The organism is Oxobacter pfennigii (assembly GCF_001317355.1).
Lineage (GTDB): Bacteria > Bacillota > Clostridia > Clostridiales > Oxobacteraceae > Oxobacter > Oxobacter pfennigii.
Window position 1 is genome coordinate 262,768 of the sequence record NZ_LKET01000032.1, and the last position, 13,766, is coordinate 276,533.

Below are 13,766 nucleotides of genomic sequence, written 5' to 3' on the forward strand. Positions count from 1 at the left end.
AGCTTTTTTCTATGCAATCAAATCTCAGTATAGAAAATATTTATACTGGCTCATAAAATCTAATGCCACCTATTATTATGTCCATTAGCTTGCTGTTAATCCTTAAAGATATTAATATAATACCCTTTTATCTCCTATCCGCTTTGTTATTTTATGCTGATCAAAGTATTCAAGAAGTGCAACAGCATATTTCCTGCTGGTATTAAGGGCATCCCTGTATTGTGCCAGCGTCACTTCGCCTTCATTTTTCACAATATTCCTGACACAATCTATGGCTTTTAAATAAATATCGGAGGCAATGGTCATTTCTTCGTTTATTTTAATAAGCTCTCCCGTATCAATCATCAATTCAAATACCTTTTTTACAGTATTTGAATCCTTGCCGGTCTTGTCTGTTGCCTCCTGAAAGTTTGGAACATTGATTCCGGCGCTCTTATATATGTCTTCTAATTTTGCCTTTATTTCCTGCTGTAATGGTGTCAGGGTGATATCATGATTATAAAGAGATAAATATTTTTGATTTGCCTTTATGAGCTTCTTATCCTGAAAATATGCTAGAACATCATCAAACAGCTTCTGTCTGATATTGCTCTCAAAAATACGGCTTTTAACTTCCTCTTTTGCCATACCGTATTTTAAGGGATTCGTTCTGTGAAATTCATTGAGCTGTACTGTTATTTCCGCCGACAATGCATTAATAAATTTTGTATGGGCATAGCATATGCCTTCCCCCGCATTAAAGCTTAAAATTTTTCCTTCTTCCAAAAGCTCAGCTAAAATACCTCCGGCTTCTGTTTCCTTGCTGCCCGATAATTTTATGATGCTTCCCATATTGGGAAAATTCCTGCTGTTTTTAAATATTACCTGTTCAATTATATCCTTAGGGTTTCCCTTTTCCTTTGTTGAAAGCTCAGCTATGACTTTTTTATCAAACCTTTTATGCTTTGCAGGATATGGGTCTATTATTGTCCCTCCGCCTATGGTAATCATGGGGGAATAGGCACGTATTACATATTTATCCCCTCTTTGAGAAGGCAGCGGGATCTCCAGCCTAATCTGTGCAAGACAGGTTTCCCCGGGTTCTAAGACTTCCTTATCTAAAAGATACACCCTTCCAAATACTTCGTTAGTACCATGGTATATTCTCACCCTGTCCCTGTTTTCCAATGGCTTTTCTGCATCCTTTAAATAGTTAAGCCTGCAGTCTATCATCATGGAGGATTCCATGGAACCTGCTTCTGCTGCTACATCTCCTCTTTTAATATCCTCAACCTTTACATTAGATATATTTATTGCCACACGCTGCCCCGCGTAAGCCTCTTTTACCGGCTGGTCATGGACGTGAATACTCCTCACCTTTGTTATGATATTATTGGGGTATACTTCAATTTTATCCCCTTCGGAAACAGAGCCGTTAACAAGGGTTCCCGTTATGACCGTACCAAAGCCGCTGATGGTAAATACTCTGTCAATGGGCAGACGGAAGGAATCATCGCTGGTTTTTTCCGTAACTTCCTCGGAAAGCTTATCTATCTTTTCAATGAGTTCTCCGATGCCATCACCATTTACCGAGGACACAAACACCATATCGGCATTCTCCAAAAAACTGCCTTTAAGATATTCACTTATATCGTCGGTTATGACTTCCAGCCATTCATCATCCACCATATCCTTTTTGGTAATTACCACAATGCCTTTTTTTACATCCAAGAGAGACAATATATTTAAGTGCTCTCTTGTCTGCGGCATTATTCCCTCATCCGCTGCAATTACAAGGAGAACCATATCTATACCGCTTACCCCTGCAAGCATATTCTTAATAAATTTTTCATGACCGGGAACATCGACAATACCTGCCCTCTTTCCCGAGGGCAGGTCAAAATACGTGAAACCTAAATTTATGGAGATTCCTCTCTCCTTTTCCTCTCTTAATGTATCCGTATCCCTGCCTGTCAAGGCTTTTATGAGGGTGGTTTTGCCATGGTCTATATGTCCTGCCGTGCCTATAATTATGTGTTTCATAATCTTCTCCCTATAATACTTTATTGATTGTATCTTTAATTATTGTAAGCTCTTCATCTCTGACTGTCCTCAAATCCATAAGAATACTATCGTTCTTTAGCCTGGCAATAATGGGTATGTCAGCATTTCTAAGCCTTTCTTCCAAAACTTCAGGCGATATATTCAAGGAATTAATCGCCAGCGCATAGGTAGGCAAAAGCTGAAGGGGCATGGAGCCTCCCCCGATCTGTGAATTTTCTTCAATTATACTGATCTTTGCTCTGTCGCTTAAAATACTTTTTATCATTCTTGAAAGCCTTTGAGCCTTAAGCTTGACTTTTTCCTTATCTTCAGTAATCATCCTTAATGTAGGTATGTTTTCAATGGCTTTATCCTCTTCAATATATATCCTCAAAGTGGCTTCTAAAGCTGCAATCGTCATTTTGTCCGGTCTTAATGCCCTGGTCAGGGGATTTTTTTTCATTAAATCTATGTATTTTTTGCTACCCGTTATAATACCCGCCTGGGGCCCGCCCAGCATCTTATCCCCGCTGAAGGTTACTACATCAGCGCCATTGTTTATAGCATCCTTAACCGTAGGCTCATACTCCATTCCGTATTTTGAGAAGTCAATGAAGCTCCCGCTTCCAATATCATTAATCAGTGGTAAGTTATTTGCTTTTGCCAGGTGAGATAGTTCCTTTGTGCTTACTTCCTCAGTAAATCCGAGTATTCTATAGTTGCTGGTATGAACCTTTAATATTGCTCCGGTGTTTTCATTTATTGCATTTTTGTAATCATATAAATGAGTCTTGTTTGTTGATCCTACTTCAATGAGCCTTGTACCGCTTTGCTCCATAACTTCAGGTATCCTAAAAGATCCTCCTATTTCAACAAGTTCTCCGCGGGACACTATTACTTCCTTGTCTTTGCATAATGTGCTCAATACCAAAAGAACGGCAGCGGCATTGTTATTGACTGCTATTGAGGATTCTGCACCGGTTATTCTTTTTATTATTTCATCAAGATGACTATACCTGGAGCCCCTTATTCCCTTAGCCGTATCATATTCCAGATTGCAGTAATTTCCCGCTGCATCTAAAACTGCATCTAAGGCTTCATCACATAAAATACTTCTTCCCAAGTTAGTGTGTATGATAACTCCTGCGGCGTTAATAACTCTCCTCAGATGCCTTTTATTAAGCTTTGAAACCCTATTTGCAACATCATCTGCTATTGAATCAGGGTTGATATAAAGCTCAAGAATCTCATTTTCAGGGGTGTTTAATATCCTTTCCCTTATTTTATCTAAAGCTTCCCTTATGCCTTCCACAATTAATGTCCTGGGAAATAATTCCTTCAATTCATCTATTTTTTTATTGTTTAATAACTCATCAACCTTTGGTATTATACGAAGCAACTCTTTTTTATCCATTGCATCCTCCGTTTAAGAGATATATTAATCGACATATATAGAAAATGCCTTCTTTTCGATAATCTCTCCCACAATGCTTGCCGGAGTCTCTATATTCTGAAGCTCATTTATAAGTTCATTTGCATCTTCTTTTTTAACTGCAAGAAGTAAGCCGCCTGAGGTCTGGGGGTCAAACAATATATCCCTCTTAAATTCCTGGATTTTAGCAGTAAATTCAATTTTTCCATTAAGATACTTTCGATTCCTGTAGGCTCCCTCGGGGACAATTCCCATCTTGGCAAAATCTTCTGCACCGGAGAGCATTTTTATATCATCATAATGAATTACGGCAGAGGCTCCGCTGCCTGAAACCATCTCATTTAGATGTCCCAAAAAACCAAAGCCGGTAATATCCGTACATGCGCTTATGCTGTATTTATTTGCAATATCAAAAGCGTATTTATTTAAATAAGCCATGGTTTTAACGGCATTTTCTATATTTTTTTCCGTGGCTAACTCTCCCTTTATTGACGTGTTTATTATTCCTGTTCCCAAGGGCTTTGTGAGTATCAATGTATCACCGGCATTTGCCCCTATATTTGCCCATACTTTTTTAGGGTGGACGATTCCCGTAACGGCGAGGCCGTATTTCGGCTCTTTATCATCTATGGAATGCCCTCCTACAATTATGGCTCCTGCTTCTTTGACCTTGTCTGCTCCGCCTTTTATAATCTCACCTAAAATATCCATTGAAAGGCAGGTTGGAAAGCATACAATATTAAGAGCAAATAAAGGTGTGCCGCCCATAGCGTAAACATCACTCAAGGAATTGGCAGCAGCAATCTGACCGAACATATAAGGGTCATCCACGATTGGAGTAAAAAAATCCAAGGTCTCTATTATAGCGGTATCTTCATTGATTTTATATACTGCCGCATCGTCAGAAGTATCTATTCCCACCAAAAGATTGGGATTATGTACTTTAGGTATATGACACAGAACCTGTGCCAGGGTTTCAGGCCCTATTTTAGCGGCTCAGCCGGAGCTTCCCGTCATGTGGGTTAATTTAATCTTTTCCATGAAGACACCTCCTTTTCATAATTTAGCAAACTTATTGCTTAATTCTATTATAACTGACAAAATGCTTTAATGCCAATTATGTAATATATAACCAAAACCTCCGAGGTAAATGTTCTCAATTTACCGTTACCAAATCTTTTATATTTTCAAAGCGCTTCCCGCTGCCTATGCCCTCCACCTTTTTAAGCTCATCGACAGAATTAAACCTTCCGTTTTTAGTTCTGTAATTTACAATATTGTTGGCATAGGTTTCTCCAATACCGGGCAGAAATTCATCCAATTCTCTGGCCGTGGCCGCATTGACGTTTATTTTGCCGTTTATCATGGTGTTACTCTCCTGATTTAAGGATTCTCCTTGGGCACTTTTCTTTGGAACATAGATAAATTGCTCGTCCTTAAGTTTTCCCGCCAGGTTTATTGAAGAAGTATCGGCATCATCTGTAAAGCCTGAAGCTTTATTAACCGCATCCTTTACCCTGTCACCGGTATTTAGTTCATATAAGCCGGGCTTGTTAACTTCGCCCGTTATATGAACATATAATTTGCCGGAGCTTTTTTCATCGCCATCTTCAATACTTTGCTCACTGTCAGAGTCTGTTTTTATGACCCTGACGCTGTCGGATTTAAATACAACTATTCTCATGACAGCAATAATAATCAATAATATCACTATTGCAATCATTATTATTTTTTCCTCGTATTTTTTAAGTTTAAGCAATTTAACACCACCTTTTAAAAAGATATCTAAATTCTTCCTAAAAACAGCAAATTTTATTACATTATTTTACATCTTGTATATATCGATAAATATTTATATTTTTGATATACTTAATATTGACTATTTTTTTTGGGTGATGTCGTGAAAAGACTGCTTTTTCTTATCATAATTACAATATTTTGTACCGCTACAGCGGCATTTGCTTCAACTCCTTCTGTTGCCGCAGAGGGGGCTTTACTCATTGAATCCAATACCGGCAGGATTTTATTTGAAAAAAACAAAGATGTAAAATTTTATCCTGCCAGTACTACGAAAATAATGACAGCCTTATTGGTACTTGAGCATTGTCAACTGGATGATAAGGTTATTGTGGGGGAAAATCCGCCTTATGTAAAGGGCAGTAAAATATACATATTCGAAGGCGAAGAGTTCACAGTAGATCAGCTTTTATATGCCCTTTTAATCGAATCGGCAAACGACGTGGCTTCAGCTTTTGCAGAGCATATAGCCGGCTCCGATGAAGAATTCGCTAAGCTTATGAATAAAAAGGCCAAGGAATTGGGATGCAAAAACACTAATTTTACAAATCCCCATGGTTTATACAACCCTGATCATTATACATCAGCCTATGATTTATATCTCATTACAAAAGAAGCTATGAAATACGAGACTTACAGAAAAATAGTAACTACACGCTCCTATACCTTAGAGCCAACAAACAAGCAGCCCGAGAGAAGGTATTTTCATTCCAACAACAGGCTTATGTATAACAACCGCTTTCATGTGGAAGGTGCAAACGGCGCTAAAACGGGATATACAACAGAGTCTGGCCACAGCCTGGTAGCAACAGCTTACAGAGAGTATACCGACCTTATGGTTGTGCTTCTTTGTGACAAAAAGCCGGGGCTGTGGGAGGATGCTTATGCTTTAATGAACTATGGTTTTGAAAATTTTGAAACTGTGATGGGAGTAGCTGCCGGAAATTTAATCACCAGCCTTAAAATAGCAAACACCAACCTTGAATTGCCTTTAAAGGCCTCAAAGGATTTATATTTTACCAAAGAAGTCAAGGGAGATTGCGATATAATATCCAGCCTTCAAATAATAAACGGCTTCAAAGGATATATTTTAAAGGGGCAGACCATAGGCTATATAGAGTACAGCTATAATGGCAAAAACTTAGGCAGCGTTGATGTAACAGCTGCCCATGATCTTCCTATAACTTCCCTCTACAATTATAAGAGCTATAATAACGGTATCAAAAATCAATACAATTCTTATTTGTTAACGGGAGCGGCATTTGTTATTGCCGGATTTTTTGCAGGCGCGGAGCTCATAAAAAGAAGGCGCCGATAAAATAATGAAGGAGTGTTCCTAGTTGAAATATTTCAGTGTTATAATTCTCATTCTGTTTTTTATACTCATAGCCTTAAGGTCCATGACACTTAAAAGAAAAGGCATAACAGCCATTGTATTTGGAGAAACAGACAGGAATGATTTTTTTCTTGTGCCTTTATTTATTCTTTTTATTTACACTGTTTTTGCCTGTACTTTTAATTTACCTATCCCGCCAATTCTCATTAAATCCTTTTGGATAAGCAAAGTATCTGATTTATCAGGAATATTACTATGTGTAGCAGGAATCTTGGGGTTTTCATCCACCCTTATATCCTTTGGTGATTCCTTTCGAGTAGGCATAGATGAAAAACATCCCGATAAGCTTGTGACATCCGGGATGTTTGCAATAAGTCGTAATCCTATATATATTTCTTTTCTTATATTCTTCACGGGTATGTTTTTGCTATACCCAAATTTAGTAATCATTTGTGTTCTTATACTGCTTTCAATTGCCATTCATAGGCAGATACTGCGTGAAGAAGCTTTTCTTAAAATACACTATGGCAAGGAATATGAAGAGTATTTTAAAAAAGTCAGAAGATATCTATAAATATAGCAACGAAACCCACTTACAGTTAAAATAACTTATATATAATAATATTAACTTAACTCTGCTATCTGGATTAAATTAAGCTGTGCGCTTACATTAGGTTCGGAAGCCAACACCATTGAAGATGATGAATCATTCCTTAAGGTTATAGCATCTCCTGCCATGAGATTTAAAATGGCTATCCCCCATGCACAGGTAAATCCCATGGGTATTCTGGTTGACGGAACAACAGTTCCGTTCACGGTTAAAGCCAGAGATGTGCCAAAACCCACGTCTGCATTCACGCAATAATGTATTTGATAGGATCCAGAGCTGTGTATGTTTACAATTGTGTCGCCCTCAATGTGAGACACCCCCATTAACGGGCCGTTGCCATTTAATGGTATATCGCCATTCCCCTCTATGGCTGCATGGGTTATTGGTGTTAAATTATATATATAACCATATGCTAGAATTTTGGAACCCGGAGCACCTGTTGGGCCTCTTTCTCCTCTTTCTCCTTTTGGTCCCCTGCCGCCCGGCGGGCCCATTTCACCTGTAGCTCCTGTCGCACCCGTGGCACCTGATGGCCCGGTTGGTCCCGTTTCTCCCTTTGGCCCCATATCCCCTGTACACCCGGTGGGTCCTATATCTCCTGCAGGTCCTGCAGGCCCTGTAGGTCCTAATATGCATTTTCGGGAGCACTTTTCATAATATGCGCATGTCATGCACCGAGTAGCCTTATCCTGTTCCGAACTATTTGTATGCTGTCTGCTTTTCATTTTCAAAACACCTCCTTATTTTTAGCTTTAGATTAAGTGACTTCACTCATAGACATTATATGTATAACATAATTTATTGCTACGTGCTTAGTCATAATAAAAAAAGGCATGTGCATAAATGCAGATACCTTTTAAAAATCGAATTATTCATTTTTTTTGTTTAGATCGCAGCTTCCGTCCTTATAATCTATGACAATCTTCTCGCAGTTCCTGCAAAGATATGCTTTGGCTGCCGATCCTCTCAAATATGAAAACTCGGATAAAATTATGGACCCTTTATGAAATTCCGCTCTCCCAAAAAAATGTTTTTTGGGTAGCCAGTTAATCTCATGTGGGCTTTGTATAACACCGGCCTCCATATCCATACCGCAGTAGGGACAATTCATAAGTATGCTCCTCCCTCACATTGTCATTTTAATGTTATATAACCTGCCTGGGCGATGCACTTTTGACCTTCCTCCGAAATCATCCATTGAAGAAAGCGGCCGCCTGTGTTATCTTTATCACTTTTACGGATAACTCCATAATAACAGGTTGAAAAAGGATAAGTTGAATTTCTCATATTATCAGGAGAAGGGGATATGCCTTCAATGTTCAAAATCTTTATGTTTTCATTTTTATATAGAGTATCTATATAATATTTATAAGTGTATCCTATGCTGTTTCTGGAGTTTTTGTATTCAGCCACAGCATCGATTAAAGCTCCCATCCCGATTGATACTTTTGTGGTTTCAGGCGGAAGCATGGGGATGCCTTTCATAACCAGATTTTTCATAGCTGTCTGGCTGCCGGAGTTTTCTTCTCTTTGGTAAGAAATTATTTTGGCATTGTCTCCTCCCACTTCTTTCCAATTTGTGATTTCCCCGGAATAAATCTTTTGAATTTCTTCAACCGAAAGGCTGTCTACCGGATTTTCCTTATGAGTTATAAATACAAATGCATCGTAACATACAGGCTCCGTTAAAAGTTCTACATTATTATCCTTTGCAAGAGTTAGCTCTTCTTGTGACGGTTCTGTTGCAATAATCAAATCTACCGGTTGGTTTTCATCTAAAAAGGTGGTTGTTGAACGAATCATTCCACCGCTGTTTGGCCGTGAATATATAAGGTTTTCATAAGATTGATGTGTGGTATTGAAAAATACAAAATCCTTTGCATCATCATCGGACAAATCAAGATGTTGTCTTGCAAACTCCATAGCCATAGGTACAGCAACGGTAGATCCGTCTAAAGATGGATATGTACCATACTCAATACCGTAATAATCCTCTTTTTCATCATCCTTTCCTGTATACCAGCTTCCTTTTACATATCTTTCCCCCAGCTTAAAAGGGCTGCCTGATACTATCTTCTGCCACTTTTCATCTCTTTCTATGGTTTGATTAATTTGGCTCCAGGATCCGGTCTTATCTGCCTCACCTTTACTTTCTTTACATGATATCAACAAAATTGCCATAAGGATTATCGGCAAAAAATATTTTATTGATTTTCTAATACCCATATCGACTCTTCCTTTCCAAGATTATTTTACTGTTAAACATATTAATATCTTGATTTCTCATTCTTTGTTTTTTCGAATATGCTTTTAACATCTCTTGAAAGGTGTTTTGAAGTTATATTTATCATAAGTTCTTCTAACGCCGAAATACTCGCCATGGAACACAAAATACCTGCAGTTATAATCAATCCTAAAAAGTTATAGAGAAACGGAAAACAAAACAGGGCAAATCCGGAGGCTTTATTGGCATAAGTATGTAAAAAAGCAATTGCCTGGTATCTTATAAATCCTATTATAAGTGAGCCTATACGGATGATAGTTATTGCCCCAATCCAGATGAGTACCCACAATGGCATTTTAATAATAGGAATGAATATCATAAGCAATACTGCATAGAAAATAAGATCGGCGGTACTGTCAATAACCGCTCCAAATTTACTTGTTTGGTTTGTTTTTCTCGCTATATATCCATCCAGAAAGTCGCTTATGCCACACAATATATAAAGGATAAAAAATAAGGAAGACATGGGTTTTAAAAACAATAAAATCACTGAACAAACTATCCGCATTACAGAAATGGCATTTGGCAAATATTTAATCTTGCTCCCCTCCTGAAATATATTGATGCTGCAAATTAAGTATAATAATTAACTACATTTTCATCTTATCATATAAGTTTTAAAGAACCAACCATATTGTCGACGCCTTTATTGATAAATACATTATCTAAGAAGGTGCCTCTTGGAATGATAAAACTAAGCTTAATAATGGTTTTAAAGTGCTTATAAAAAAGTTTCGAGGATTTAAGGGTTATCTCAAATTGGGATTTGATATTGATGGTATTATTATGTTGCTGAGAGAACCTGAGCCCCCCATTGCTTAAGTTCTTTTATCTTTTACTATCTTAATGATATACTTAAATCAAATTAAATAATAATATCTGGCAGGTGCAGTTTATGAAAAATAAATTATTTTTTCTTATATTATTACTTTGGTCAATGCTTATAATAAACCCCATATATGCCCATGCAGATATGGGGCCAAAACCCTCTGTAGTCATAAATTTTGAAGGCTTGGAGGGCAAAAATTACTTTGTAACCCTGTTATCCGAAATACCATCAACAGGTCCTCACAGCGCCCTGGGTGAACATCCTGGAAATCAACGATTTAGTGAAGGCGATGCAGATTATGAAATATGGCAGAAATTTAATTCCTACAAGGATGAAGACGGATTTTATTTTTTGCAGTATTTTAATGATTGCAACGAAACTTCACAATTTATCTGGGGATATTATCCTCCTCCCAAATTCAAAATTTTGCTCTATTTTCCCGTCGAGGACAGCTTTGCTGTAAGTGATGAAGCCTATGAGCGCTATGCCTTTGACAGCTATTTCAAAGTAGATGTAAAAAATTTATTTATACCGCCGCTTTCAACTATAAAAGGTATTGAGGCAGTGAAAAATTACGATTATACATGGGAATTGGTTTCTATGTTTATCAGAATTATTGCAACCATAGCTATAGAAATATTTCTGGCATTTTTATTCGGCTTCAGGGCAAAAAAGCAGCTGTTTATTATAGGAACAGTCAATATAATTACCCAGTCTATTTTAAACATTTTGCTCAATTTAACAAATTATAGCTACGGCAGTATGTTGTTTGTGTTTAATTACATCTGGATGGAGCTTCTGATATTTTTTATAGAGGCTTTCATATATTCAAAACATCTTCATAAATATGCAGACTCAGAGAAAATGAAAAAACGGATTACTTCGCTATATGCTTTTGTTGCCAATGCAGCCTCTTTCGGTGCTGGTATTTTTATTTCAATAAAAATACCCGGAATATTTTAAATTTTAATTCATCTGTTTGTATGAAAGTCCCCCAATAATTCCTATAACCATTATTAATATGATTGTCGTAAATAATGCTATTTTATATTGTAATTTCATAAACATCTCCGCTTTGATATTTTATATGAACATTATACAAAATTATTTATGCAAATACTAAATAATAAAAGCATTATCAAATAGTTTAATAATGCTTTTATTATATATGAAAGTTGATATTCAAACCCTTTTGGTGAAGGCTATAGAGGATTATCTTGATTACCACAGCAACCGCAGATATCAGCGGAAGCTGGTGACCCTGATGCCGATGGAGGCTCATGAGGTACTATTATCTGCATAAGATAACCGTCATTTCTACTATATGAGATGACGGTTATCTTAAACCTTTAATTATTTCCCCTGTCTACTGACGGGGTGCACACCATTCAAAGTGTAACAGCCCCTTTTATCTTATTTTACTTTTTTAATATAATAGCCTCTATTTCCACATCCACGTCCCTTGGCAGTTTTGCTGCCTGTACGCAGGATCTGGCAGGCTGGTCAGTTACAAAATATGAACCGTAAACTTCATTCATTTCTGTGAATTGATTCATGTCCTTTAAAAACACTGTGGTTTTAACTACGTCATTTAAAGTACAGCCGGCTGCTTCAGCTATGGCTTTTAAGTTTTCTATGCATTGAGCCGTAGCTTTTTTGATATCTCCTGATACAAGATCCCCGGTCTTGGGGCTAATGGGAATCTGACCTGAGGTGTAAATTAAATTCCCAACTTCCACAGCCTGGGAATATGGACCTATGGCTGCCGGAGCTTTGTCTGTTTTTATAATCTTCTTCATACGAATCCTCCTATGATTTAAAAATTTATTACATCAGCGTCTGCCCATAACCTCTCTAGATTATAAAACTCCCTGTCTTCTTCATGAAAAACGTGAACTATAACATCCCCGAAATCAAGAAGTATCCATCTGGAGGCATTATACCCTTCTTTATGAAGCAATGCATAACCTTTTTCGGTCAACTTTTCTTCAACCTCATCGGCAATGGCTCTAACCTGAACTGTTGATGAACCGCTGAATAAAACAAAATAGTCGGTTATGGGTGATATACTGCTAATATCCAAAACCTTGATATCCTTGGCTTTTTTATTCTCACCTGCATTACATGCGTGAAGTATAAGCGCTTTTGAATCGTCTAACAAAAATTCAACCTCCCAAGTTAAATCAATTAAATAATTTATTTGTATCTGCACCAACAATAACTACTATGTCAACATTTGATATATTGTCCTCATCCTTTTCAATGTTGCTTATGTCAAGGTCATCCGCCACCTGTTTGGCATTTCCGCTTTTTAAGGATTTATCAATTATATGTGATGCGGTAAACCTGACACCTGAAATATTTCCCGTATTAGCTACATTATATCCTTTTTCCTCTAAATATTGCTTAACTCTAAGTTCGGCATCCTTTTCGCCGGAACCGTTTAAAACCTGAATTTTTATATCCTTGTTATCTGTCTTTTTAATGCCGCTTACGTTTTCTGCTCCTAAAGCAGCAACCATATCCTTGTTTTTGTCCGGTTCATATACAAAATACCAAAGACCGTCTATAATCTTTGAACTGCCGTTTAAGGTATATTTTTGAATGGATTCACCGTTTATTTTAGGTACGTCCATTGAAAAATTCAGTATGGTTGCGGCATCCATATTGGTAGAGATATATTCGGGAAGAAGTTTTACTAATGTAGGTATCTTTAATATTATTGCAGGGGATTTAAGCTTTTCTATGACTTTGAGCATAAATTCCTGCTGAGTCCTTATCCTCCCCAAATCACCGTCGGCATATCCGCTTCCGTCGTTATTCTTTCTCCATCTTACAAACTGCTCGGCTTTTTTGCCGTCAAGATGGACTTTCTGGCCTTTTTTAAAATGTATATGCAAATTTTGTGCATCATCATCATAGTCCATATTATAAGGTATCACTGTATCGATACCTCCTATGGCATCTATAAATTGCCTGAAGCCTTCATAATTTACTTCCACATAATAATTTATATTTATTCCCAGGAGTTTTTGTACGGCTTCCACAGATTTTTCGGGGCCCCCTATGGCATGGGCGGCATTTATCTTCTCTGTGTTTCCGTTTATTGTTACTTTTGTATCTCTGGGTATGGATACTACGGTTACGTCGGAGGTTTTGGGGTCATAATGGATAACCATCATAGTATCCGACCTTTTAGGGCTGTTTTTCGAGCCGGCCACACCGATATCTACTCCTAATAACAGTATGTTCAAAGGCTGCCCGGCTTTAACTTCCTTTGGTTTAATTGTGGTTTTGTTAGTCTCGCCTTCTTTTGGGGAGAAACCGTTTAAATATACATAAAGCATTCCCGTAGTAACTAAAGCTGCGGTCATAAAAATGATAATAAGTACAGAGACAGCTCTTTTCATTTATTTTGCTCCCTTTATTTGCGGCTATTATATTATGAATTTTACT

At 37.4% G+C, this 13,766-nt stretch carries 15 protein-coding genes; 4 read left to right on the top strand and 11 right to left on the bottom strand.

Annotated features, from left to right (window positions below; all coding sequences use genetic code 11):
* Positions 1-111: 111 nt before the first annotated feature.
* The 4 genes from selB to OXPF_RS11455 form a co-directional block, all read right to left on the bottom strand.
* Entirely contained in the window at positions 112-2,022 is a 1,911-nt protein-coding gene (gene selB / locus OXPF_RS11440; RefSeq protein ID WP_054875340.1) for a selenocysteine-specific translation elongation factor, read from the bottom strand.
* Positions 2,023-2,032: 10 nt separating this feature from the next.
* Positions 2,033-3,436, bottom strand: a complete 1,404-nt coding sequence (gene selA / locus OXPF_RS11445) for an L-seryl-tRNA(Sec) selenium transferase (RefSeq protein WP_054875341.1) — start codon at positions 3,434-3,436, stop codon at positions 2,033-2,035.
* 24 nt (positions 3,437-3,460) lie between these two features.
* Positions 3,461-4,495 carry a selenide, water dikinase SelD gene (gene selD / locus OXPF_RS11450; protein ID WP_083479869.1) on the bottom strand — a complete coding sequence of 345 codons (1,035 nt, stop codon included), beginning with the start codon at positions 4,493-4,495 and terminating at the stop codon, positions 3,461-3,463.
* A gap of 115 nt (positions 4,496-4,610) precedes the next feature.
* Positions 4,611-5,213, bottom strand: coding sequence for a helix-hairpin-helix domain-containing protein (locus tag OXPF_RS11455; protein WP_054875343.1), 603 nt, complete (start codon positions 5,211-5,213; stop codon positions 4,611-4,613).
* Positions 5,214-5,354: 141 nt separating this feature from the next.
* On the opposite strand from OXPF_RS11455, the gene OXPF_RS11460 reads away from it, so the two are divergent.
* Positions 5,355-6,569, top strand: a complete 1,215-nt coding sequence (locus tag OXPF_RS11460) for a D-alanyl-D-alanine carboxypeptidase family protein (protein WP_054875344.1) — start codon at positions 5,355-5,357, stop codon at positions 6,567-6,569.
* A 22-nt stretch (positions 6,570-6,591) separates the two neighbouring features.
* On the top strand, positions 6,592-7,161 hold the full coding sequence (locus OXPF_RS11465; RefSeq protein WP_054875345.1) for a methyltransferase family protein: 570 nt from the start codon (positions 6,592-6,594) through the stop codon (positions 7,159-7,161).
* Positions 7,162-7,211: 50 nt separating this feature from the next.
* On the opposite strand, the gene OXPF_RS11470 is transcribed toward OXPF_RS11465, so the two are convergent.
* From OXPF_RS11470 to OXPF_RS11485, 4 genes are all read right to left on the bottom strand, one after another.
* A complete protein-coding gene (locus OXPF_RS11470; protein WP_054875346.1) occupies positions 7,212-7,922 on the bottom strand; it encodes a BclA C-terminal domain-containing protein in 711 nt (236 codons plus the stop codon).
* A 143-nt stretch (positions 7,923-8,065) separates the two neighbouring features.
* Positions 8,066-8,308, bottom strand: a complete 243-nt coding sequence (locus OXPF_RS11475; RefSeq protein WP_054875347.1) for a PF20097 family protein — start codon at positions 8,306-8,308, stop codon at positions 8,066-8,068.
* A gap of 23 nt (positions 8,309-8,331) precedes the next feature.
* A complete protein-coding gene (locus OXPF_RS11480) occupies positions 8,332-9,423 on the bottom strand; it encodes a PstS family phosphate ABC transporter substrate-binding protein (RefSeq protein WP_152967744.1) in 1,092 nt (363 codons plus the stop codon).
* 41 nt (positions 9,424-9,464) lie between these two features.
* A complete protein-coding gene (locus OXPF_RS11485) occupies positions 9,465-10,010 on the bottom strand; it encodes a CDP-alcohol phosphatidyltransferase family protein (protein ID WP_341442363.1) in 546 nt (181 codons plus the stop codon).
* A gap of 366 nt (positions 10,011-10,376) precedes the next feature.
* Between OXPF_RS11485 and OXPF_RS11490 the strand changes: the two genes are divergently transcribed.
* Both OXPF_RS11490 and OXPF_RS22490 read left to right on the top strand, forming a co-directional pair.
* On the top strand, positions 10,377-11,273 hold the full coding sequence (locus tag OXPF_RS11490) for a hypothetical protein (RefSeq protein ID WP_201779715.1): 897 nt from the start codon (positions 10,377-10,379) through the stop codon (positions 11,271-11,273).
* A gap of 190 nt (positions 11,274-11,463) precedes the next feature.
* Positions 11,464-11,613, top strand: coding sequence for a hypothetical protein (locus tag OXPF_RS22490; protein ID WP_160317206.1), 150 nt, complete (start codon positions 11,464-11,466; stop codon positions 11,611-11,613).
* Between the two features lie 115 nt (positions 11,614-11,728).
* Here OXPF_RS22490 and OXPF_RS11495 read toward each other — a convergent pair whose 3' ends face one another.
* From OXPF_RS11495 to OXPF_RS11505, 3 genes are read right to left on the bottom strand one after another with little or no spacing between them, the layout of a single operon-like run.
* The gene (locus OXPF_RS11495; RefSeq protein ID WP_054875349.1) at positions 11,729-12,109 is read right to left on the bottom strand and encodes a RidA family protein; all 381 of its coding nucleotides are present in this window, start codon (positions 12,107-12,109) and stop codon (positions 11,729-11,731) included.
* A gap of 17 nt (positions 12,110-12,126) precedes the next feature.
* On the bottom strand, positions 12,127-12,471 hold the full coding sequence (gene rsfS, locus OXPF_RS11500; protein ID WP_054875350.1) for a ribosome silencing factor: 345 nt from the start codon (positions 12,469-12,471) through the stop codon (positions 12,127-12,129).
* A gap of 22 nt (positions 12,472-12,493) precedes the next feature.
* On the bottom strand, positions 12,494-13,720 hold the full coding sequence (locus OXPF_RS11505; RefSeq protein WP_054875351.1) for an LCP family protein: 1,227 nt from the start codon (positions 13,718-13,720) through the stop codon (positions 12,494-12,496).
* Positions 13,721-13,766 lie beyond the last annotated feature (46 nt).